Source organism: Rahnella victoriana, from assembly GCF_004330295.1.
GTDB lineage: Bacteria > Pseudomonadota > Gammaproteobacteria > Enterobacterales > Enterobacteriaceae > Rahnella > Rahnella victoriana.
The window spans coordinates 73,641-94,107 of record NZ_SJOJ01000006.1 but is presented as its reverse complement, the minus strand read 5'-3'; the positions used below and the strand labels follow the sequence as shown (position 1 = coordinate 94,107).

Sequence of the window (20,467 nt, the reverse complement as noted above, 5' to 3'; positions counted from 1 at the left end):
GGGTTTATCAATGTCCGAGCCGGTTTCAGCTTCAGCGGCTTCAGCGGCGCTTGCCACCGTCGGTGTCTTCGGCTGGTTCACCGGTCTGGATTACGGCGTGGTGTTCGGTGCCTTTGCTGGCGCTGTGTTCTACGTCACGTCAGCCGTTGACCTGTCAGCGTGGCGTCGCATTTCGTATTTTGGCGTTTCATTCATGTGTGGCCTGCTCGGTGCCGGTGTTGCTGGCGCTAAGCTGGCTGTCTGGCTCAGTTACCCTGATAAACCATTGGATGCCTTGGGCGCGGTGATTATCTCCGCACTGGCGGTGCAGCTGCTTACGTTCGCCAGCAACCGGGCAAAGAACCCAACATCACTGATTGATCGGTGGAGGGGGCAAAGTGGTAATAAATGACCCGCTGGTAATCCTGAACGTGGTGGTGTGTACGTTGGTGGTTATCCGGCTGAGCTTCTTTCGAAAGAATGGGGCCACACATCGCCGCTGGGCGTCGTGGCTGGCCTACCTGCTGATCCTGATTTACGGCCATGTCCCACTGCGTTTCCTGTTCGATCATTACGACGGCACGCGCTGGGCCATCCTCTTACTGAACCTCGTGATCTGCATTGCGATATTCGCCGTGCGCGGGAACGTGGCGAAAATCATTAAAGTCCTGAGACTTCCGCAATGACAAAAGACCAATTTACCCGGGCGGCTTCACTTAGCGCCGACTTAGCCACGCGCTGGTATCCGCACCTGGTATCAACGATGGCTGAATTCGATATTTCCACGCCAGCACGTCAGGCGGCATTTATTGCTCAGGTTGGGCATGAGTCCGGCGGATTCAAAACCTTGGTCGAGTCCTTCAACTATTCGATCGCCGGTCTGTCTGTGTTTACCCGCCTCACAGCATCACAACGGGAACAGCTCGGGCGCCGGAATGGGGAAGGACCTCTGCCGGTAGAGCGCCAGCGCGCCATTGCCAATCTTGCCTATGGAGGCCGGTACGGCAACAAAGCGGCGGGTGATGGGTACAAATTCCGTGGGCGCGGTCTGAAGCAAATCACGTTCCTCGATAATTATCTGGCCTGTGGCCGCGCGCTGGGCATCGACCTGATCAGCAATCCTGATCTGCTGCTGCAGGATGAATACGCGGCGCGGTCGGCGGGCTGGTTCTGGAAGGCCAATAACTGCAACAGCTTTGCCGACTCCGGCGACTTTGTGGGGCTGACCAAACGCATTAACGGCGGTGACAACGGTCTGGCTGATCGTCAGGCTCGATATTCTGTCGCCAAAAAGGCATTAGGCATTTGAGGATCCCCCAGTGGAAACATCGCTGTTTACTGCTCTGCTGAAGGCTTACTGGAAAACGGCAGTCTCCATTGTGCTGGCAGCCGTGCTGGCCTGGTGGATTGAAGGTCTGCGCTGGGATGCCGACGTTTCCAAACGCAATGAAGCCCACACGGCGGAGCTGAAGAAACAAAGCGATCAGGCAGTGATTGACCTGACCAACCAGCAGACGCGCACCGAAGCGGCACAGGCCGCGCTGGCGGAGCTTGATGCCAAACACACGAAGGAAATGGCAGATGAACAGGCCAAGAATGAGAAGTTGCGCGCTGATGTTGCTGCTGGCACTCGCCGGGTGCGAATCGCCGCGGCAAACCTTGCCACCTGCCAGCTCGTCGGGAACAGCACTTCCGGCACCGGCAGCCTGGGCGATGCAGTACAAATCGACCTCACGCCAGCAGGTGGATCAGCTGTTCTCAGTCTCAGAGAGTCAACCAGCAGAGACGACCAAGTGATCCAGTATCTTCAGGGCTATGCCGCTGAAGCCCAGAAGCGTTGCAAAATTCAATAGGTGCAGCTAAATGACTAATAAAATCCACTTGAGCTTTAACCGCCTTTACACGTTGAAAGATGGCGATTATCACGGTGCAACGCATACTTAAACGGTTAGCCACGCTGTAAAGCGCTGCGTGATCCTGAACAAGACTCATGCAAAAATGGCGCTTTATTTTAGATTTTTTTCCAACTTTGAACTCCTCAATCTACACTTTTTATAATTATATTGAACCAGCTTTCCTGAATTAGTAAGATGTAGAAAAGACATTATGAAAAAGGAAAATCAATATACCTGAACACAGTCAGGGTGTTCACCTTAGGCTTATTTGCCGTTGCGAACGTTGTTCGCTTTTTAAGAAGGGTATATAAATGAGTACAGAAGATGATTTGAAGGAAATCAAAAAAAGTTTACACCGGATTGCTTATGGTGGTCCATCTATTGGGAATCTTTGGCTTATAGTTGCCGAAGTTATTGTATTCAACCTTTGCCTTGTGTTCATGACAGTTGAGCATGCAAAGGTGTCTTTTGGGTTAACTTTCGCGCTAGTTTATGGGGTCTCTGCTGTCTTATTGCTTCTGAGTAGACTGAACCTTATACCTCTTTTCATATGCTATACATATGTCAGTCTTTGTTGGTCCGTAATTCCTTATGGTGGATTTATGGACGCAAGACTTCCTGCAATTGCATGGATTAGTGCTGCTGCAGTATTTGTCTTCTCTATGTGGATTCACATCTTTTATGTAACTGAGGATGCGTTTAATGGAAAGAAAAAGTCTAAGCGCATAAGTTAAATATATATTTAGTTTTATCCAAGGCTCGCTTCGGCGGGTTTTTTTATTGGAGCTAATATGCAGGTCACTATCGATGGTGTCCCGTATGCGCCTGCGTGCAATTCGGGTAACAATGCAATGCCAGCCCTGAATTATAGTATCAAATGAAACTATTAGCAATGAAAGGTACTCCCGGCAGGGGGCCTTGCCACGGGGCGGCGGACTCGCGGAAAACGGCTAGTTTTCGCGATCTAGGGTCATCATCATCATCTGTGCAGGTTATTGATTTTGCAGTATGCGAAATTGTAAAGATGTCGAATCGTTTAAAAAGTGTTCACCATCATGGACCAAGAAATCGCCTCGCTCAAACTGAACATCAACCAACTTGCAGGGATCACCGGTGTGCATCGGCAGACGGTCGCGGCGCGCCTGAAAAACGTCGACCCGGCACCGGGCAGTAACGCGAAACTGAAATTATTTTCCGTCACCGATGTGTTAACCGAATTGATGATCCCGACGGTTTCTGGCGACGTGGCAGAAATGACGCCGTCCGACCGGCTGGCGCACTGGAAAGCCGAGAATGAGCGTCTGACCTTTGAACAAAGCATGGGGCAGCTCATCCCTGCAGAAGATGTGGCAAGAGAGTTTTCAGTGATGGCGAAAGCCGTGGTTCAGGTGCTGGAAACGCTGCCGGACGTACTCGAGCGAGATTGTGCGTTACCGCCGTCCGCCGTGATGCGTATACAAAATATTATTGATGATCTGCGTGACCAGATTGCGCAGAAGGTCACTGATGCAGAACCGGAGGAGGACACGTCTGAGGAGGACTGATGGCAAAGCGGGCTTCAGCGCATGGCATCCGGAGAGATGTACCGGGCATTCTTCGCGCACCGCGGCGCATGCTGGTTGCCGATGCGGTCAGCCAATATATGCGCGTGCCGATGGGGGCGGGAAACTCCGTTCCCTGGGATCCGAATTTGGCACCGTATGTTGTCGACCCCATGAACTGCCTGGCATCCCGCGAGTACGACGCCGTGATCTTCGTCGGTCCGTCCCGAACAGGTAAAACCATCGGTCTGATCGACGGCTGGATTGTTTACAACGTTGTCTGTGACCCTTCGGATATGTTGCTTATCCAGATGACGGAAGAGAAGGCGCGTGAGCACAGCAAAAAGCGCCTTGACCGGACCTTTCGCAGCAGCCCTGAAGTGGCTAAACGCCTGAGCCCACGCCGTAATGATAACAACGTATACGACCGGACATTCCGGGCAGGGAACTACCTCAAAATCGGCTGGCCCTCTATTAATATTATATCCTCGTCCGATTATAAGTGCGTTGCACTGACGGATTATGACCGATTCCCCGAAGATATTGACGGTGAGGGGGACGCTTTTACGCTGGCCTCAAAACGTACGACGACATTTATGTCTTCGGGCATGACGCTGGTGGAGAGCTCACCGGGTCGCGATATTCGTGATACCAAATGGCGCCGCAGTTCACTGCATGAGGCGCCGCCGACCACCGGCATTCTTTCTTTATATAACCGTGGCGATCGCCGACGCTGGTACTGGCCTTGTCCGCACTGCGGCGAACACTTCCAGCCCGCGAAAGACGTAGTGCAGGGTTATCAGAATATTGCCGACCCTGTGGTCGCCAGCGAGGCGGCATTCATAGAGTGTCCGCATTGCCGGGGAAAAATTACAGCAGGGCAGAAACGCGCACTTAATCAGAAAGGTGTCTGGCTGCGCGACGGTGAACAGATTGACCGTCATGGCACTGTCACGGGAACGGCCAGACGATCGCGCATTGCGTCATTCTGGATGGAAGGACCCGCCGCGGCGTACCAAACGCTTTCGCAGCTGGTCTACAAGTTGCTGTCCGCTCAGCAGGACTACGAGGCGAACGGCAGTGAAGAAACCCTTAAAGCGGTGATCAATACTGACTGGGGTCTGCCTTATATCCCTCAGTCCAGCGTTGAGCAGCGCAAATCCGAAACCCTGATGGCGCGCGCCTCGACCGTGACCAAGCGCACCGTGCCTGACGGGGTGCGGTTTCTGGTGGCGACCGTTGACGTACAGGGCGGACGCAACCGGCGGTTCGTTGTGCAGGTGATCGGCTATGGCGCCCACGGTGAGCGCTGGGTCGTTGACCGATACAACATTAAACAGTCGATGCGCACGGGGCCGAACGGCGAAAGCCTGCCGATTGACCCGGCTGGCTATCTGGAAGACTGGGATTTACTGCGAACAGACGTACTGGATAAGCAGTGGCCACTCAACAGCAATCCGGGTGTTTTTCTGCCCGTGCTGGCGATGGCCGTCGATTCCGGCGGTGAAGACGGTGTCACCGGCAATGCCTATGAGTTCTGGCGTCAATGCCGCCGTGATGGGGTGCACAAGCGCGTTTATCTCTTCAAAGGCGACAGCACCACCCGCAGCAAGCTGATCACCAAGTCACTGCCGGACAATACCGACCGCCCAAACCGCCGGGCGGAGGCCCGCGGCGACGTGCCCCTCTATCTTCTGCAAACCAATATGCTTAAAGACCGGATCAGTAATGCGCTTCAGCGCGATACGCCGGGGGCTAACTACGTTCACTTTCCTGACTGGCTGGGGGAGTGGTTTTACGACGAACTGACCTATGAAGAACGGGGTGCTGACGGCAAATGGACGAAACCTGGCAAAGGAGCGAACGAAGCGTTTGACCTGATGGTTTACGCCCATGCGCTGGTGATTTTGCGCGGGTACGAACGGATAAACTGGGAAAAACCGCCTGATTGGGCACAACCCATTGAACAGTCCGCGCCGTCTTCACCTTCTGACTCACCCGCACCGAAACCCCGCAGTAATCACCCAAAACCGAAAACAACCCGTGCTAAGACAGAGGATAAACCTTCTGCCTGGGCGCCATCGACATCAGGAGGCTGGGTATGAATCAGGCCGATATTGAAGACATGATCCAGCAGTATATGACCGCTGAACGCGCCGTCTTGCAGGGGAAATCCATCACCTTCAACGGGCAGTCCATGACGATGGAAAACTTAAGCGAGATACAAAAGGGTCGCGAGAAATGGGAGCGACGGCTCAGCACGTTACTGGCAGCGCAGCGCGGGCGACCGCAATACCGGCTGGCGAGGTTTCCGCGATGAGCCTGATTGATGATGCCATTGGCATATTTTCGCCGGGCTGGAAAGCCTCCCGGTTGCGGTCCCGTGTGGCTATCAATGCCTATGAGGCAGCATTGCCGACCCGTACGCACCGGGCGAAGCGGGAAAACCGCAACGCAAATCAGCTCACGCAGTTTGCTGGCCGGTCGATCAGGGAGCAGGCACGCTGGCTGGACAATAATCACGATCTGGTGATTGGCCTGCTGGATAAACTCGAAGAGCGCATTGTCGGCGCTCGCGGAATTGTGGTTGACCCGCAGCCCATCCTGAAAACGGGGCTGGTGGCCGATGAGCTCTCAAAACAAATACGGGCAGCCTGGGCAGAGTGGTCCGTTTCGCCCGATGTGACAGGGCAGTTTACCCGCCCCGTACTTGAGCGGCTGATGGCAAGAACCTGGCTGCGCGACGGAGAGGTTTTCGGCCAGATGGTAAGGGGTTCAGCCCCCGGACTTACCCCGACGGCGAAAATTCCATTCTGGGTTGAGGCGCTGGAGCCGGACTACATTCCTTTAGAAATGAACGATACCGGGAAGGGTGTTTGTCAGGGGATCTATCTCAACGACTGGGGTCGCCCGACAAAGTATGTCGTCTATAAAAATCTGGTGACTTCAGGTGTGGCGCTCGGTAACACCAAAGAAATCGCCGCAGACGGCATGATGCACCTGAAATTCATGCGCCGGCTTCATCAGGTCCGGGGAAACAGCCTGCTGTCCGGCATTCTGATCCGCCTGAGCGCACTGAAAGAGTATGAAGATTCTGAACTGACGGCCGCACGTATTGCCGCCGCGCTGGGTATGTACGTCAAAAAAGGAGACGGGCAATCTTACGAAAGCGCGGATGGTAATGGTAAGGACTCCCGCGAGCTCAATATTGAGCCCGGCATGCTCTTTAATGACCTCGAACCCGGCGAAGAAATCGGGATGATTAAATCGGATCGTCCCAATCCTAACCTTGAGTCGTTCCGAAACGGGCAACTCAGGGCGGTGGCCGCCGGCAGCCGAAGCAGCTTTTCCAGCATCTCGCGTAACTACAACGGTACATACAGCTCACAGCGGCAGGAGCTGGTTGAGTCTTTTGAAGGCTACGGAATTCTTCAGGATGCCTTTATCGCAGCAGTGACCCGCCCGATGTACCGCAGCTGGTTGCAAATGGCGATCACGGCGGGCGTGATCAATGTCCCGCCTGATGTGGATATGGCGACGTTGTTTAATGCGGTTTACAGCGGGCCGGTAATGCCATGGATTGACCCGATGAAAGAGGCTAATTCCTGGCGCGTGCTGTTGCGCGGTGGCGCTGCGACGGAAGGGGATTGGGTCAGGGCGCGCGGTGCGAATCCTGGTGATGTTAAACGCCGCCGCAAAGCGGAAGTTGATGAAAACAAAACGTTAGGTCTGGTCTTCGACACGGACCCGGCAAACGATAAAGGGGAAGCCAGTGCGAAAGAATCCAAGAAATAAACTGGGGGCGTCACCCAAAGCCTCTGCGGGGGATAAAAGCTGGTTCCGCATGAAGGCCAGCGGTGACAAGACCGCCGATATTTATATTTATGACGAGATTGGTTACTGGGGCGTCACTGCCCGCCAGTTCGCCAGCAGCATGAAAGCGTTGGGCGATCTGGATCATATCAATCTGCATATCCACTCGCCGGGCGGCGACGTCTTTGACGGCATTGCCATTTACAACCTGCTTAACAGCCATACGGCGAGCAAAACCGTGTATATCGACGGTCTTGCCGCCTCAATGGCCTCGGTGATTGCCATGGTGGGTAACCCTATAATCATGCCTGAAAACGCCATGATGATGATCCATTATCCATCACACTACCTCATGGGTACGCATGGAGAACCAGCTTTATTCATTAACTCTTTGTTAATTATGAAGAAGGAAAGAATGTTGTTTGCATTGCTTTTCTACGTTTTCTGGGCGTTGCGGATGAATGTGTATTGCAATGTGTATTGCAGAATGAGGTGTTATGGCTGGCGAGAACAAGTTAAGCGACAAGGCGCTAAAATCCTTAGAGGGTAAACCGCAGCAGCGTCAAAAGATGGTGGCTGATGGCCGAGGCCTGTCTGTCAGAGTCAGCACGAATGGATCCGTAAGCTTTGTGTTTTTCTTTAGGCATTCTGGCCGACAAAGCGCCCCGGTCTGGATGACGTTAGGCAGATATCCAGATATGACACTCAAACAGGCTAGGGAGAAAAGGGACGAGTGCCGGGCATGGCTATCCCAAGGACTTGATCCACGGATAGAGAACAAACTCACCAAAAAGAGCCTATTCACACCTGTCACCGTTAAGAACGCTATCGATTACTGGTTTGATAACTATGCCAGGGAGAAACGCAAGGAGACGATGCGGCTTTATCGCCGTTATGAGAGATACATATTTCCCTACATAGGGGGCTTTCCGGTCGAGAAATGTACTCTCTCAGACTGGATAAAATGCTTTGATCGCGTGAAGAAAATTGCACCGGTTCAGTCTGCCGCGATGCTGATTGAGTTAAAGCAGATCTTCAAATACTGCCGGGTACGCCAGTATGTGCGATGCAATGTGCTGGATGACTTGAGTCCTGGTGATATTGGTAAATATCAGAATAAGAGAGAGCGGTTGCTTGAAGAAAGTTACGTTGCCGACCTGTGGGGCGTTTACTTTCATGGCAAAGGGAAAACCCGTGTGATGAATTACAAAAAGAGGATCAGTATTTTGTGTCTTATTTTCGGCTGCAGGCTCAGTGAGGCACGCCTATCCACATGGGATGAATGGGACTTCGAGAAATGGCTTTGGACTGTGCCTAAGGAGCATAGTAAAAACGGTGAGGAGATTGTTCGTCCTGTTCCACAAAAGATGCGTCAGTGGCTCATAAACCTGCATGAAGAGACTAAAAGGCGAAACTACATACTCGGCGAATTGAAATCTGATTCAACAGTCAGCGTGATGGGGTGTACTAACTTTGTTTCTTTAAAGCATGAGAAACGCTGGTCATTACACGACTTGAGACGAACGATTTCAACAAGTCTCAACGATATGGGAGTTGATTTTTTTGTAGTAGAGCAACTGCTTGGACACACAATAAGAGGCGTTGCTGGAATTTATAACCGAAGTAAATACATCCCGCAAAAACAAGAAGCACTGGACCGATGGGTTGATTACCTTGATGGGCTGGTGGGTGAAGAAAATACAGTCAAAGTGATTAAGAAAAGGAGTGCCTGATATGGCTATGTTATCCGTCGTAAAAAAAGAAGATCTCCAGTACATGCCTGAGCTTGACAGAATGATCCGCGAACCTGAGTGCCGGGCTATGACCACGCTGTCTAACTCCACACGCTGGCGCATGGAACAGGAAGGAACATTTCCGAAGCGCATCAAAATTGGGCCATCAGCAGTTGCTTACCGACTCTCAGAGGTGCAAGCTTGGATAAGAGGTAAGTGGAACAATTAATTGGGAGTAAGTTAATGACTATGTGTGTGTTTTGGAAAGACAGAGCTAATGATATTCACATGGCTACAGATTCTCGCTTAAGTAATGGTAAAACTATACTAGATCATTGTTTGAAGATATCTAGGCTTAATTGTGAATTGTACGAGGCGAATAGTGTAACGGGCGGTAATAAAATATTAAAAGGAACGGTTAAGTTAGCTATTTCTTTTTGTGGCGGGTTTGTTAGTGCCTATACCATAAAAGAGAGTCTTGCAGAGATTTTGAATCAGATGGTATTTTTCCCTGACACGAATAATGCATCTATGGATGTTATTGCTGAAGTTGCATTTAATGTGTATAAAAAAATTACAGTTGATATTTTAGCGTACTATATGGAGTTGGACGGGGCGTGTTCTGTCTATATTGCTGGTTTCTGTCCATTATCTAAACAGATGGAAATGTATAAGCTCAGTGTCAAGATGGATTCTGTCTCAAATCAAGTTATTTATTCTAAAACTAAGTGCTTCGAGCAAGAAAGTTTCATTATTGATGGGAGTGGGGCGACTTTCTTAAAAACATCAGACACATTAGGCAATCATTTCGCTAGGGCAGATGCAATAAACAAAGAGAATCCATTGCTCGATATATTGGCTTCAGTAATTTCTGATCCTGCATGCAATTCTGTTGGTGGTTCTATACAGTATGCTAAATGTCAGTCTAATGATATTACACTACTTTCAATGTATGAGAATAAAAATGGGTCTGTGAGGTATATGCGTGCTGGCGTTGATATTAACGAGTTGATTAATGATGTTATTCCTCTTGGTGTAATTGTTGAGGCTAATATGATAGGGAGATCTATATGAAAGATATAGACGGAGTTCATAAGGTTTTAGAAGTAATGAAACCGCACATGGAAAGTATCGAGAAACATTTCTCCGAAATGAATGGTATTTTTATTAATTTAATGGAGCAGCCGCATGATAATATTGGTAGAGTTCTGAAATGTCATCTTGTGGTGGAGCATTTCTTGACCAAATTCTTGGTGGATTATTACAGAATAGACGGTCTCGAAAATCTACAGTTACGTTTTGCTCAGAAAATTGAACTTGTCCCTAGAGCTGGTGGGAGTGCATCATTTGTCAGGCCGGGAATAATTCAATTGAATAAAATAAGAAACAAACTTGGCCATGATTTGAGTACGCAAATTGAGAGAAATAATATCTCAGCAATTTACGAAGTGTTAGCTATCGCAAGAAAAGGTATTAATCTCGATGATCCGATAAAAGCGATAGAAGCATTTACACCAATTGCATGTGCTTTTATATCTGTGCCGCCTCCAGAACTTCAGAAGATATTCATGGAGGCTTTTGAGACAATCGTAACCCATGACCCTGAATAAATGTTGACTCTAGTTTTTTATTTCAACACCACGTTGATTTAGCTCTTTTCTTACAACTCTCTTTAGCCATGCAGAAAGTGTTTCGTCACCATCTTCTTTCATGGCTAAAAGCATAGCCTCCTCTAGTGAAGGGTCTACCCGGAAAGCTATTTGTTTATTCCCTTTCGGCATCTTTACGTTTGACATGTGTCTTACACTCGGCGTATCTTTAATGTGTCATTCAATGTACATCATATGATTGACATGTGTAAATAGCGAAGCCCGGTAGTGTTACCAGCACTCACCGGGCTTCTAACCACAATCGTTAATCGGAGTAACAGTTATGGCTGATATGCAGTCTACCCAAACTCACCCTAAATTCACATGGCGTTTTCTGGCACTCAGTGTCACCGAGAGCAGCATTCTTCGCATTACCGCCGCTACCGAACGCGAAGCCCGTAATCAATCACCAGTTGGCTGCGTGATGGTATTTGCTGGCCGCCTGCCTGTTCAGGGGGTATCTCATGCCTAATTTGAAATGGTCAGATATCGATATAAGAGACGAACTCTGGGTGATGGAAACACTTCTCGCGGCATCGCTTTGTATGAATGATGAAAACGAGACAGAGCATGACATAGCGATCAACCTAGTCGATAAAGTTCTGAACCGTATCCGTGACCTGAAAAAGGCAAGCGAGGTGCGTCATGCGTGATATCTACCATGCTGTCGTGGGTAGTTCTGACCTACTCAAAAACCTCTCCCAAGAAGCGCTGACTGATTACAAAAACAACTGTGGCGACGCTGCATCAGGAATAGTTTTCGCACTTACCACACTGGGCTGCTTGTCCATGGAAGCTTGTGATAGTGACGAATATTCAGATGAAGAATGCCGAAGAGACATGATGGGTTTAAGTAGCGCTTTGAAGCACTTGCCACGATTGATGCAGGCCCTTGATCAGAACCGTGAGAACGCCGATTACGAATTAAAACGCCGGGGAGGAACCAAATGATCAGCCCAATCAAATTTAACGAGCTGGAAAAACGTGTTGCCGCCCTTGAGCTGGCGCTTGCGGCAATGTCCCGGAAGGATGCCTGCCCAGAAGGTATGGCCCCGCTTACCACCATGGCGGCTGAGATGGGCATATCCACCAAGAAGGCTGAGGAATTGGCAAGAAACAGCGGTGTGCTGATTGTCCGTCATGGCGCCAGCTATGCAGTGCATGAAACTAAATTCCGCGAGGCGGCGCTGATCATCATCAAAGGGGCAAAACGCCAGTGCCGTAGTAAATACTGGTATCACCCGCTGATCGGTAAATTCACTATGACACGGAGGCCACAGCTATGAGTATGTCTGCTTTAGACCCGGACATCATGTCTGATGCGCTGTTCTCCTGCGTTTATCGATGGATCAACGGCCACCCAATCGACAAGAAAGAAGCCAGTGCCGCTGCCGCCCGTCACCGCGACAAAGCTACCACCTTCGGCGCACTGGCTCAGAAGTTAAAGAGCCTTGTTCCTGGTGCTGGTGCAACTTATGAATCGCTCTGTGAGAGTGGCTTGATCTTGACTGACACCGAAAAGCAGAAGAAAGCCAGGGCCGAGTTGGTGGCTAAGTATCTTGGAGAAAATGACGTTAAGGCACTGCTTTGTGACAGTGCGCGGATCAACCGCCTGTTCCCTGCGCCAGTCGTCAAGAAATCGGACAGAAAGCCAGAGCCATTTGTCGCTGTGGATGGTGGGACGCCGACGCTTAATCAGATGGGGCCGAGCCAGCGCGGGGAAGTTTTGCTGGCGCATTATGACGGACGGCTGGCGCTGAATGGTGACTCGGATACCGTACATCACTACAACGGTGTTATCTGGGATCCGGTTCCTGATAAAGCGCTGGCGCGGGAAATGGCTGCTATCTTCATGGAATCTCGGGTTCCGTATTCAATGCCGAGCATGAAGAACGCCGTAGACACCATGAAGTTGAGCCTGCCACTGATGGAACCTACCGCCCGCAATCTGATTGGTTTCAGTAACGGGGTTTTTGATACCCGGGAAGGCGTATTCAGGGAACACAACCAGGCCGACTGGTTGCTTATTGCCAGTGATGTAGAGTTCATTCAGGCCGAGGAAGGCGAGAGCCTGGCCACTCATGCGCCAGCGTTCTGGAAGTGGCTCACCTGGTCAACGGCCGGAAACGAACGAAAAGCCGATAGAGTGCTGGCGGCTCTATATATGGTGATGGCAAACCGTTATGACTGGCAGTTGTTCCTTGAGGTGACTGGCGCGGGTGGCAGCGGTAAAAGCGTCATGGCCGAGATTTGCACCATGCTGGCCGGTAAGGGCAACACGGTATCAGCCAGCATGAAGGCACTGGAAGAGCCGCGAGAAAGGGCGCTGATTGTCGGGTTTTCATTGATTATCATGCCGGACATGACCCGCTATGCCGGTGACGGTGCAGGAATTAAGGCCATAACCGGCGGTGACAAGGTGGCTATTGACCCGAAACACAAAGCCCCTTATTCGACTCGGATCCCGGCTGTGATTTTGGCTGTCAATAACAACGCTATGTCATTCAGCGACCGGAGCGGCGGCATATCGCGGCGGCGGGTGATATTCAATTTCTCGCAGGTTGTGCCAGAGAATGAGCGTGATCCGATGTTGTCCGAAAAGATAGAGGCTGAATTGCCGGTGATAATCCGCCATTTGCTGACTCGATTTGCTGATCAGTCAGAGGCTAAGCGCCTTTTGTTTGAGCAGCAGAAATCAGAGGAGGCATTAGCCATAAAGCGTGAGGGCGATTCGCTGGTGGACTTCTGCGGTTACCTGATGGCGTCTGTACAGTGCGACGGTATGTTTATCGGCAATGCCAGCATCATTCCGTTCAGCCCGCGCAAGTATCTGTATCACGCCTATCTGGCCTATATGCAGAGTAACGGGCTTAACAGGCCGGTATCACTTACCCGGTTCGGTACGGATATGGCTGGCGCGATGGCTGAGTATGGGAAGGAGTACATTAGAAAGAAAAGTACCAAGGGAAATATGCGCTCAAACATCCGGCTGGCTGAGGATGCTGAGGAGTGGCTACCTGCCGCAACAGGGGGTACAGAATAAAATTTATTAAATAAGTCTCCACCTGTCTCCACTCGTTAAATTATGTGTTTAAAAACATGCATTTAATGGGTGGATACTTTGTATTTAACTCTCCACCTACTATCCACCTCTCCACCTATAAACCTAGAAGGTGGTGAGTTGGGGTGGTGACTTGAGGAGACTTGAAAATATACTAACCACCCATTAATGATATGATTTAAATGAAGAAAATGCCTTGGGTGGAGAGGTGGACACTTAAAAGCATAATTTATTTTTTATCTGATTTATTGAGGAAGTTTTCATGCAAAGACTTATGCAAATTAAAGAAAGGTTGGACGTAATTGAAGCCGCACTTGATAAGCAATATCCCCGATTTCGTCCGGATCCTGCAATTACCGATTTGGTAACTGAGTTGAAAGACCACGTTCAGGAGGAACGAAAGAAAATCCAAAAGCAACATTCGCGAGGCGAGCTATCAGAGTTTGAACGTTGTTTTATTGAACCAGCCATAAATGATGTTTATCTGAGTTCGATTGATAAAATCCGGCGTGGCTCAAAGCCAAGCAGTGATATGAACGATCATATTTGTGATACCTCATCCACGCTGAGTTACTGGCTGTTTCAGATAAAAGAACATGAAGAAAAGCAGAATTAACATGGCATCACATCTGGCCGGGGAGACCCGGCTTTTTTTGTGTCTGCATAATTTTGATTAATAATATTGCTCTTTACGATAAAAATAATTGATCGTATGATTCTTGCACCAATACTGGATAAACATCAGGGGTAAGAATGCCGACGAAAAAGAAAGGTCAGGCCGTGCATATCGACGCTGACACGATGAACAAGATTGAGGCTTATCAGGACTGGTGCCGTAAAAACCACCCTGAAATGCCGGTACCGACTAAAGGGCAAATTGTCCGTAACAGCGTGCATTACTGGTACAACGCTTCCCTGGGGGCATGGCTATGAAAAGCTGGTTCTCCATCAAGGCTAAAGTGGCTGGCGCTGCTGAAATCAAGATTTACGACGAAATCGGCATGTGGGGTATTACCGCCCGTCAGTTCTCCGACGAGCTGGCCGCGCTGGGACAGGTAAAACAAATCAGCCTGTTTATTCATTCCCCGGGCGGTGACGTGTTCGACGGGATCGCTATTTACAACCTTCTGAAAAAACACCCCGCCAATCTGACCGTGCATATCGATGGCCTGGCAGCGTCTATGGCTTCAGTTATCGCGATGGCCGGCGACAAAGTGGTGATGCCTGAAAATGCCATGCTCATGATTCACAAGCCCTGGGGCATCTCAGGCGGGAATGCTAAAGAGATGCGCGACTACGCTGACCTGCTGGACAAGGTTGAGGCCGTGCTCATCCCTGCCTATGCCAATAAAACGGGAAAATCTGCCGATGAGCTGGCGCAGATGCTCGAGGGTGAGACCTGGCTCAATGGCCGTGAATGTGTTGAACAGGGATTTGCCGATGAACTGGAGCCAGCTGTAAACGTTATGGCTCGTCTGGAATCAAAAAGAATTGAGGAATTTGAAGCTATGCCAAATGCACTGAAGAACATGATCACTGCGCCACAGGGTTCAGTAACCCAGCCAGCTGCACCAGAGCAGCAACGTATCAACGGCATTAAAGACCTGTTTGCCATGTTCGGCGGCCGTCATCAGGAATTGCAGTCAACCTGTATTGAAGATGCATCTTGTACGGTTGAACAGGCCAAAGATAAGCTGCTGGTGCTGATGGGCAAAGATGCAACCCCATCCAATAAAACCGGTAGCAATGCGCACATTTACGCAGGTAATGGGAACGTCACCGGCGACGGCATCCGTCAGGGGCTTTATGCCCGACTCGGACATGACCAGGCAGAGCGCGGAAACCCGTACACCATGATGTCGCTCTTTGACATGGCGAAAGCCTCTCTGACTGACCGCGGGATCAGCGTTGCGGGGTTCGGCAACCGCATGCAGATTGTGAACCTTGCATTCACCCATACCACCAGCGACTTTTCTTCCATCCTTGCCGGTGGCGCTGAGAAATCTGTTTTGATGGGCTGGCAGGACAGCGGCGAAACCTTCCAGAGCTGGACGAAGACAGGTTCACTCTCCAACTTTCATGAGTCTAAGCGCGTTGGTCTGAACGGGTTCACGTCGCTGGACAAGGTGCCGGAGGGTGCCGAGTACAAGTATGTGACCACCAGCGACCACGGTGTGCCAATCGCGCTGGCCACCTACGGCAATATCTTCTCCATCACGCGCCAGGCCATTATCAATGATGATCTGTCACAGCTGACGACCATCCCGCAACTGATGGGCCGCGCCGCGTCACGCACAGTCGGCAACCTGGTCTATGCAGTGCTGACCGATAATCCTAAATACACCGACAGTAAGGCGCTGTTCCACGCTGACCACCACAACCTGATTGCTAAGGGCATGGACATGGACGGCCTGACAGAGGCGCGTAAGGCCATGCGCCTGCAGGAAGATGCAGACGGCAACCCGCTGAACGTGACCCCGGCTTACATCATTGTCCCTGCCGCGCTGGAAGGTGCAGCCATGCGGACTGTGCAATCAACATCCTCACCGTTCCAGATCGGCACACAGACCGTGGGCAGCGATACCAATCCGGTATTCAATCAGAACGCCGGGGTAGCCAACACAGTGCAGAATATGGGGCAGGTCATTGTTGAGCCACGACTGGATAAGAAGAACGCGCAGCAATGGTATGTGGCATCAGCCAAGGGCAGCGACACCATCGAGGTGGCTTATCTGGATGGCATGGATACGCCTTACCTCGAAGAGCAACAGGGCTTCACGGTTGATGGCGTTGCATGGAAGGTGCGCATCGATGCAGGCGTTGCCGCGCTGGATTATCGCGGGCTGGTCAAATCGACCGGGCAAGCGTGATTTAGTTGCAAATAAAATGATTCAAAACGAAAGGTACTCCCGACGGGAGTGCCTGCCACGGGGCGGCGCGCTCGCGGAAAACGGCTAGTTTTCGTATTTCGATCGTCATCATCATCATCAACTCATGAGTTGAAATTAGAGGATATATATCAATGAGATTGCGCGTTCTTAATGAAAATGAGGTTGCACTTGAGGTGATGAATGGTGTCCCTGTATGCAGCATCAGCGAAATTTCCCGGTTTTTGGAGATTGACCGGGCTACCGTAGCGAAAGTTATTAAGAAACATAATATTAAGCCTGCCAGATTGCGGAAAACCCACCCGATTTACCCGCTGCCAATTGTCGCGAGAAGGGTAATTAATAGCCGTTTTTGGTGATTTTTATAGAGTCAGCATATTCAGCAGGTTGTTGTTACTGATTCTTATCAGTTTATTGCTTTTATACCTGTTGAAAGACCTGTCAGAGGTGACGAGAGCAATTTCAACATTAGAGGGTAGCAAATGAGCAATTCAGAAGTTATGACCGAGATTCAGCTCTTTGGCCAGTTGGGTAAAATATACGGTAAAAAGCATCATCGTCTGATCAGGACAAAACATGAAGCATCCCGAGCGTTATCGGTAACCATCAAGGGCTTTCATCAGTACATGTTATCGAGCCAGCGCCACGGGATCACTTACGCGGTATTCTGCGGCAAAAAGAATATTGGGAAAGACGACTTAGATTATCCCGTCACAGGGGAAGTAATAAAAATTGTTCCTGTGGTAATCGGTAGCAAAAGGGCTGGTGTGCTGCAGACAATCCTCGGTGCCGTTTTGGTTGTTGTCGGCGTGCTTGGTGCGACTATCGGTCAGGCATGGGGCGGTGCTACATGGGGGCCATATGCTATGCAAGCAGGCGCTGCCTTGATGGCTGGTGGAGTAATTCAAATGCTGTCACCACAAACCGCTGGTCTCTCCAGCAAACAGGATGCAGATAATCAGGCTTCCTATGCTTTCGGCGGCGTAACGAATACCGCTGCTCAGGGCTATCCTGTGCCGCTGCTTTATGGGAAGCGCCGAATCGGTGGAGCGATTATCTCAGCCGGTATCTATGTGGAAAATCAGCAATGAATTCAACGCAACGCATATGGCCCGAGGGTGATCAGTTCACCCTTGAGGTGAATATCCCAACCAATTTCGAATCGTTGCCGGTGTTTATCACTTACGTGGTACCTGCTTTCGACGTAGTTGTTGAGACCTGGGAAAACAAAGACCCCGCAAAAGCCTATACGCTATTCCGTCAGTTTATCGTTGATTGGGATATGCAAGACCGGATTACAGATAGTGTGCTGATGTCGTTTCTCATCGCGTATCCCGGGACATCAGAAGCCATTTTTGACGCTTGGGCGGCGCACATGAAAAAGGTATTACCAGCCAATAGGCTGACTTACTCAAAAGCAACGGGCGCTATTAACTGAAACGCGTAGCTTGGAGATGCATTGAATAAAAAGGCCCTGCATCAGGGCCATAAATTTATATGAAGGTAACGAAAATGCTCATAAGAATGTCCTGACTGATATAACCTTCACCTTGTTTATGATCTCATACAGAAAAGTTATAATAACTGCTTGACTCATAATCAAATATGGTAACGCTCTTTCCTGATATAGTGACGTCGAAATAACTAGATGAACCATAATCAAAACCAGAGTATTTACTGCCCGATTCTTTCATGTCTACATAACTGTTTGAGTCGTAGTTAAAAAAATTTAGTGTTCCTGAATTGGAACCAGAAAAATGAGATGAGGTTGTATAATCAAATCCATTAACTACTCCTCTTTCAAATTTAGTATCCAGACTCACGTACTTCGAAGTTGTATAGTCAAATACACTAGTAATTTTCTTTTGTAATTTATGTGCTCCAACTATTGAAGCAACTCGGGCACGGACATTATGTTTCATCTAAAATCCCTCTATAAAGATAGAACTTCAAGTTAAATAAACTGCATACATAAATATTAGCTAATTGATCGCGTTGTCAAATGTAATTCCTTCCAGCAAGTCGTTGAGTAATCAAGCAACAACAGTTTTTGCTCTCCATAACATCATAAGATGTATTGCAAAGTGTATTGCAGTTTGTTTTTTTGCCGGAGTCATGCTTAAAAATATCCTTTAACTTCAATAGCCTGTTTTCAAGGTATTGCATGATGATCCACAAACCCTGGGGGATCACCGGCGGCGACGCCAACGACATGCGCGACTACGCCGACCTGCTGGATAAGGTCGAGGCCGTGCTGATCCCTTCGTATGCCAAAAAAACCGGTAAAACCTCCGACGAACTCGCCCTGATGTTGGGTGAGGAAACGTGGATGACCGCTCATGAATGCCTTGAGCACGGTTTTGCCGACCAGATCTCTACCGCGGTGCAGGCAATGGCCCGCATTAATTCAAAACGTATCGAGGAATTCGACGCTATGCCTAACGCACTGAAAAACATGATCACTAAGCCGAAAGCGACTACCCAGAACCCGCCAGTGCCGCAGAATCCGCCCGCTGCACCGGTTGTTCCTGCCCCCGCCGCACTGGATGAAAATACCATTCGTAATCAGGTGATTGCGGCGCAGAAACAGCGCGTAACGGGGATCAAAGACCTGTTCGCGATGTTCGGCGGCCGCCATCAGGAATTGCAGGCGACGTGCATCGAAGACATCGACTGCACGGTCGAGCAGGCCAAGGACAAGCTGCTGGTCATGCTGGGCAAAGACGCCAGTCCGTCCAATAAAAACGGCAATAACGCGCACATTCATGCCAGCAACGGGAATTTCACCGGCGACGGGATCCGCCAGGCGCTGATGGCGCGCGCGGGCTATGAAGACCGCCAGAATGACAACGTGTATAACGGCATGACCCTGCGTGAATACGCACGAATGTCGCTGACCGAGCGCGGGGTCGGCGTTGCCGCTTACAATCCGATGCAGATGGTGGGATTAGCGATGACGCACACCACCTCCGATTTCGGCAATATTCTGCTGGATGTGGCGAACAAATCTCTGCTGCAGGGCTGGGAAGAGTCTCAGGAGACCTTTGAAGCTTGGACGAAGAAAGGGCAACTCTCCGACTTTAAAACGGCTCACCGCGTCGGGCTGGGAGGCTTCCCGTCGCTGCGTAAGGTACGCGAAGGGGCAGAGTACAAATACGTCACGACGACCGATAACAGCGAGACCATTGCGCTGGCCACTTACGGTGAAATTTTCTCCATTACCCGTCAGGCCATCATCAATGACGATCTGAACCAACTGACCGACGTGCCGATGAAAATGGGCCGCGCCGCGAAAGCCACGATCGGCGATCTGGTGTATGCCGTGCTGACCAGCAACCCGAAATTGTCAGACGGCAAGGCGTTGTTCAGCAGCGATCATAAAAACCTGGCAACCGGTGCCATTGATGTCACGAATCTGGATGCGGGCCGCCAGCTGATGCGCGTGCAGAAAGAGCCAACCACCAGCCGCACCCTGAATATCCGCCCGGCGTTCCTGCTGGTGCCTACCGCCCTCGAAACCGTGGCAAACCAGACCATTAAATCTGCCAGCGTGAAAGGCGCCGACGTTAACGCCGGTATCATCAACCCGATCCAGAACTTTGCAACGGTGATCGGTGAACCGCGTCTGGACGACAACAGTGCCAAGTCCTGGTACCTGGCCGCTGCACAGGGTATGGACACCATCGAGGTGGCTTACCTGAACGGGGTCGAGCTGCCGTACATCGACCAGCAGGAAGGCTTCAACACCGACGGCATCGCGACGAAAGTGCGCATCGACGCCGGCGTGGCGCCGCTGGATTACCGCGGCCTGGTCAAGTCCAGCGGCCAGTAACATTTCCCGCGTTACCTTCACGCCCGTCAGGGCTTTTTTTATACCTAAAATTCGCCCCTTCGCGGGGCGTATGGAG

At 50.4% G+C, this 20,467-nt stretch carries 26 protein-coding genes; 25 read left to right on the top strand and 1 reads right to left on the bottom strand.

Annotation, left to right across the window (positions count from 1 at the left end; translation table 11 throughout):
* Nucleotides 1–10 precede the first annotated feature (10 nt).
* The 24 genes from EYY67_RS06955 (at nucleotide 11) to EYY67_RS06840 (ending at nucleotide 17,997) form a co-directional block, all read left to right on the top strand.
* A complete protein-coding gene (locus EYY67_RS06955; RefSeq protein WP_131693179.1) occupies nucleotides 11–391 on the top strand; it encodes a phage holin family protein in 381 nt (126 codons plus the stop codon).
* A complete protein-coding gene (locus tag EYY67_RS06950; protein ID WP_131693178.1) occupies nucleotides 378–665 on the top strand; it encodes a phage holin family protein in 288 nt (95 codons plus the stop codon). Before EYY67_RS06955 ends, EYY67_RS06950 begins: the two co-directional genes overlap by 14 nt.
* The gene (locus EYY67_RS06945; RefSeq protein ID WP_131693177.1) at nucleotides 662–1,288 is read left to right on the top strand and encodes a glycoside hydrolase family 19 protein; all 627 of its coding nucleotides are present in this window, start codon (nucleotides 662–664) and stop codon (nucleotides 1,286–1,288) included. The genes EYY67_RS06950 and EYY67_RS06945 overlap by 4 nt, the downstream gene beginning before the upstream one ends.
* A 10-nt stretch (nucleotides 1,289–1,298) precedes the next feature.
* A complete protein-coding gene (locus tag EYY67_RS06940; RefSeq protein WP_131693176.1) occupies nucleotides 1,299–1,832 on the top strand; it encodes a lysis system i-spanin subunit Rz in 534 nt (177 codons plus the stop codon).
* Between the two features lie 353 nt (nucleotides 1,833–2,185).
* Complete coding sequence (locus tag EYY67_RS06935) at nucleotides 2,186–2,608, top strand: hypothetical protein (protein ID WP_119822328.1); 423 nt, start codon at nucleotides 2,186–2,188, stop codon at nucleotides 2,606–2,608.
* 321 nt (nucleotides 2,609–2,929) lie between these two features.
* Nucleotides 2,930–3,418 carry a DUF1441 family protein gene (locus EYY67_RS06930; RefSeq protein ID WP_112166076.1) on the top strand — a complete coding sequence of 163 codons (489 nt, stop codon included), beginning with the start codon at nucleotides 2,930–2,932 and terminating at the stop codon, nucleotides 3,416–3,418.
* On the top strand, nucleotides 3,418–5,520 hold the full coding sequence (locus EYY67_RS06925; RefSeq protein WP_131693175.1) for a phage terminase large subunit family protein: 2,103 nt from the start codon (nucleotides 3,418–3,420) through the stop codon (nucleotides 5,518–5,520). The genes EYY67_RS06930 and EYY67_RS06925 overlap by 1 nt, the downstream gene beginning before the upstream one ends.
* Nucleotides 5,517–5,735, top strand: a complete 219-nt coding sequence (locus EYY67_RS06920; RefSeq protein WP_131693174.1) for a hypothetical protein — start codon at nucleotides 5,517–5,519, stop codon at nucleotides 5,733–5,735. Before EYY67_RS06925 ends, EYY67_RS06920 begins: the two co-directional genes overlap by 4 nt.
* A complete protein-coding gene (locus EYY67_RS06915) occupies nucleotides 5,732–7,210 on the top strand; it encodes a phage portal protein (protein ID WP_131693173.1) in 1,479 nt (492 codons plus the stop codon). Before EYY67_RS06920 ends, EYY67_RS06915 begins: the two co-directional genes overlap by 4 nt.
* Before the next feature lie 49 nt (nucleotides 7,211–7,259).
* Complete coding sequence (locus EYY67_RS24815; RefSeq protein ID WP_131693237.1) at nucleotides 7,260–7,778, top strand: head maturation protease, ClpP-related; 519 nt, start codon at nucleotides 7,260–7,262, stop codon at nucleotides 7,776–7,778.
* Nucleotides 7,726–8,961 (top strand): tyrosine-type recombinase/integrase, encoded by a 1,236-nt coding sequence (locus EYY67_RS06905; protein ID WP_131693172.1) that lies wholly within the window; start codon nucleotides 7,726–7,728, stop codon nucleotides 8,959–8,961. The genes EYY67_RS24815 and EYY67_RS06905 overlap by 53 nt, the downstream gene beginning before the upstream one ends.
* A 1-nt stretch (nucleotide 8,962) precedes the next feature.
* A complete protein-coding gene (locus EYY67_RS06900; RefSeq protein ID WP_131693171.1) occupies nucleotides 8,963–9,190 on the top strand; it encodes a helix-turn-helix transcriptional regulator in 228 nt (75 codons plus the stop codon).
* Nucleotides 9,191–9,249: 59 nt separating this feature from the next.
* Nucleotides 9,250–10,035, top strand: a complete 786-nt coding sequence (locus EYY67_RS06895) for a hypothetical protein (RefSeq protein ID WP_131693170.1) — start codon at nucleotides 9,250–9,252, stop codon at nucleotides 10,033–10,035.
* Nucleotides 10,032–10,571 carry a hypothetical protein gene (locus tag EYY67_RS06890; RefSeq protein ID WP_131693169.1) on the top strand — a complete coding sequence of 180 codons (540 nt, stop codon included), beginning with the start codon at nucleotides 10,032–10,034 and terminating at the stop codon, nucleotides 10,569–10,571. The genes EYY67_RS06895 and EYY67_RS06890 overlap by 4 nt, the downstream gene beginning before the upstream one ends.
* A 322-nt stretch (nucleotides 10,572–10,893) precedes the next feature.
* The gene (locus EYY67_RS06885; protein ID WP_242675587.1) at nucleotides 10,894–11,082 is read left to right on the top strand and encodes a host cell division inhibitor Icd-like protein; all 189 of its coding nucleotides are present in this window, start codon (nucleotides 10,894–10,896) and stop codon (nucleotides 11,080–11,082) included.
* Nucleotides 11,075–11,263: a hypothetical protein gene (locus EYY67_RS06880; RefSeq protein ID WP_131693168.1), complete on the top strand. Its 189-nt coding sequence runs from the start codon at nucleotides 11,075–11,077 to the stop codon at nucleotides 11,261–11,263. The genes EYY67_RS06885 and EYY67_RS06880 overlap by 8 nt, the downstream gene beginning before the upstream one ends.
* Nucleotides 11,256–11,561 carry a hypothetical protein gene (locus EYY67_RS06875; RefSeq protein ID WP_131693167.1) on the top strand — a complete coding sequence of 102 codons (306 nt, stop codon included), beginning with the start codon at nucleotides 11,256–11,258 and terminating at the stop codon, nucleotides 11,559–11,561. Before EYY67_RS06880 ends, EYY67_RS06875 begins: the two co-directional genes overlap by 8 nt.
* Nucleotides 11,558–11,896, top strand: coding sequence for a hypothetical protein (locus tag EYY67_RS06870; RefSeq protein ID WP_131693166.1), 339 nt, complete (start codon nucleotides 11,558–11,560; stop codon nucleotides 11,894–11,896). The genes EYY67_RS06875 and EYY67_RS06870 overlap by 4 nt, the downstream gene beginning before the upstream one ends.
* Entirely contained in the window at nucleotides 11,893–13,653 is a 1,761-nt protein-coding gene (locus EYY67_RS06865; protein ID WP_242675586.1) for a DNA primase family protein, read from the top strand. The genes EYY67_RS06870 and EYY67_RS06865 overlap by 4 nt, the downstream gene beginning before the upstream one ends.
* A gap of 280 nt (nucleotides 13,654–13,933) precedes the next feature.
* Nucleotides 13,934–14,287, top strand: coding sequence for a hypothetical protein (locus EYY67_RS06860; protein ID WP_131693165.1), 354 nt, complete (start codon nucleotides 13,934–13,936; stop codon nucleotides 14,285–14,287).
* Between the two features lie 137 nt (nucleotides 14,288–14,424).
* Complete coding sequence (locus tag EYY67_RS06855) at nucleotides 14,425–14,604, top strand: hypothetical protein (RefSeq protein ID WP_131693164.1); 180 nt, start codon at nucleotides 14,425–14,427, stop codon at nucleotides 14,602–14,604.
* Nucleotides 14,601–16,541, top strand: coding sequence for a ClpP-like prohead protease/major capsid protein fusion protein (locus tag EYY67_RS06850; RefSeq protein WP_131693163.1), 1,941 nt, complete (start codon nucleotides 14,601–14,603; stop codon nucleotides 16,539–16,541). Before EYY67_RS06855 ends, EYY67_RS06850 begins: the two co-directional genes overlap by 4 nt.
* Before the next feature lie 500 nt (nucleotides 16,542–17,041).
* Nucleotides 17,042–17,650 (top strand): tail assembly protein, encoded by a 609-nt coding sequence (locus EYY67_RS06845; protein WP_242675585.1) that lies wholly within the window; start codon nucleotides 17,042–17,044, stop codon nucleotides 17,648–17,650.
* Nucleotides 17,647–17,997 carry a hypothetical protein gene (locus EYY67_RS06840; RefSeq protein ID WP_131693162.1) on the top strand — a complete coding sequence of 117 codons (351 nt, stop codon included), beginning with the start codon at nucleotides 17,647–17,649 and terminating at the stop codon, nucleotides 17,995–17,997. Before EYY67_RS06845 ends, EYY67_RS06840 begins: the two co-directional genes overlap by 4 nt.
* A 124-nt stretch (nucleotides 17,998–18,121) precedes the next feature.
* Here EYY67_RS06840 and EYY67_RS06835 read toward each other — a convergent pair whose 3' ends face one another.
* Nucleotides 18,122–18,481, bottom strand: coding sequence for a hypothetical protein (locus tag EYY67_RS06835; protein WP_131693161.1), 360 nt, complete (start codon nucleotides 18,479–18,481; stop codon nucleotides 18,122–18,124).
* Nucleotides 18,482–18,723: 242 nt separating this feature from the next.
* On the opposite strand from EYY67_RS06835, the gene EYY67_RS06830 reads away from it, so the two are divergent.
* Nucleotides 18,724–20,391 carry a ClpP-like prohead protease/major capsid protein fusion protein gene (locus EYY67_RS06830; RefSeq protein WP_242675584.1) on the top strand — a complete coding sequence of 556 codons (1,668 nt, stop codon included), beginning with the start codon at nucleotides 18,724–18,726 and terminating at the stop codon, nucleotides 20,389–20,391.
* Nucleotides 20,392–20,467 lie beyond the last annotated feature (76 nt).

What these genes read in the sequence shown, in the direction of transcription:
- EYY67_RS06955 (WP_131693179.1), top strand. Translation starts at nt 11, where the DNA reads ATGTCCGAGCCGGTTTCAGCTTCAGCGGCTTCAGCGGCGCTTGCCACC.
- EYY67_RS06945 (WP_131693177.1), top strand. Translation starts at nt 662, where the DNA reads ATGACAAAAGACCAATTTACCCGGGCGGCTTCACTTAGCGCCGACTTA.
- EYY67_RS06935 (WP_119822328.1), top strand. Translation starts at nt 2,186, where the DNA reads ATGAGTACAGAAGATGATTTGAAGGAAATCAAAAAAAGTTTACACCGG.
- EYY67_RS06930 (WP_112166076.1), top strand. Translation starts at nt 2,930, where the DNA reads ATGGACCAAGAAATCGCCTCGCTCAAACTGAACATCAACCAACTTGCA.
- EYY67_RS06925 (WP_131693175.1), top strand. Translation starts at nt 3,418, where the DNA reads ATGGCAAAGCGGGCTTCAGCGCATGGCATCCGGAGAGATGTACCGGGC.
- EYY67_RS06920 (WP_131693174.1), top strand. Translation starts at nt 5,517, where the DNA reads ATGAATCAGGCCGATATTGAAGACATGATCCAGCAGTATATGACCGCT.
- EYY67_RS06915 (WP_131693173.1), top strand. Translation starts at nt 5,732, where the DNA reads ATGAGCCTGATTGATGATGCCATTGGCATATTTTCGCCGGGCTGGAAA.
- EYY67_RS24815 (WP_131693237.1), top strand. Translation starts at nt 7,260, where the DNA reads ATGAAGGCCAGCGGTGACAAGACCGCCGATATTTATATTTATGACGAG.
- EYY67_RS06905 (WP_131693172.1), top strand. Translation starts at nt 7,726, where the DNA reads ATGGCTGGCGAGAACAAGTTAAGCGACAAGGCGCTAAAATCCTTAGAG.
- EYY67_RS06900 (WP_131693171.1), top strand. Translation starts at nt 8,963, where the DNA reads ATGGCTATGTTATCCGTCGTAAAAAAAGAAGATCTCCAGTACATGCCT.
- EYY67_RS06895 (WP_131693170.1), top strand. Translation starts at nt 9,250, where the DNA reads ATGGCTACAGATTCTCGCTTAAGTAATGGTAAAACTATACTAGATCAT.
- EYY67_RS06890 (WP_131693169.1), top strand. Translation starts at nt 10,032, where the DNA reads ATGAAAGATATAGACGGAGTTCATAAGGTTTTAGAAGTAATGAAACCG.
- EYY67_RS06885 (WP_242675587.1), top strand. Translation starts at nt 10,894, where the DNA reads ATGGCTGATATGCAGTCTACCCAAACTCACCCTAAATTCACATGGCGT.
- EYY67_RS06880 (WP_131693168.1), top strand. Translation starts at nt 11,075, where the DNA reads ATGCCTAATTTGAAATGGTCAGATATCGATATAAGAGACGAACTCTGG.
- EYY67_RS06875 (WP_131693167.1), top strand. Translation starts at nt 11,256, where the DNA reads ATGCGTGATATCTACCATGCTGTCGTGGGTAGTTCTGACCTACTCAAA.
- EYY67_RS06870 (WP_131693166.1), top strand. Translation starts at nt 11,558, where the DNA reads ATGATCAGCCCAATCAAATTTAACGAGCTGGAAAAACGTGTTGCCGCC.
- EYY67_RS06865 (WP_242675586.1), top strand. Translation starts at nt 11,893, where the DNA reads ATGAGTATGTCTGCTTTAGACCCGGACATCATGTCTGATGCGCTGTTC.
- EYY67_RS06860 (WP_131693165.1), top strand. Translation starts at nt 13,934, where the DNA reads ATGCAAAGACTTATGCAAATTAAAGAAAGGTTGGACGTAATTGAAGCC.
- EYY67_RS06855 (WP_131693164.1), top strand. Translation starts at nt 14,425, where the DNA reads ATGCCGACGAAAAAGAAAGGTCAGGCCGTGCATATCGACGCTGACACG.
- EYY67_RS06850 (WP_131693163.1), top strand. Translation starts at nt 14,601, where the DNA reads ATGAAAAGCTGGTTCTCCATCAAGGCTAAAGTGGCTGGCGCTGCTGAA.
- EYY67_RS06845 (WP_242675585.1), top strand. Translation starts at nt 17,042, where the DNA reads ATGAGCAATTCAGAAGTTATGACCGAGATTCAGCTCTTTGGCCAGTTG.
- EYY67_RS06840 (WP_131693162.1), top strand. Translation starts at nt 17,647, where the DNA reads ATGAATTCAACGCAACGCATATGGCCCGAGGGTGATCAGTTCACCCTT.
- EYY67_RS06835 (WP_131693161.1), bottom strand. Translation starts at nt 18,481, where the DNA reads ATGAAACATAATGTCCGTGCCCGAGTTGCTTCAATAGTTGGAGCACAT.
- EYY67_RS06830 (WP_242675584.1), top strand. Translation starts at nt 18,724, where the DNA reads ATGATGATCCACAAACCCTGGGGGATCACCGGCGGCGACGCCAACGAC.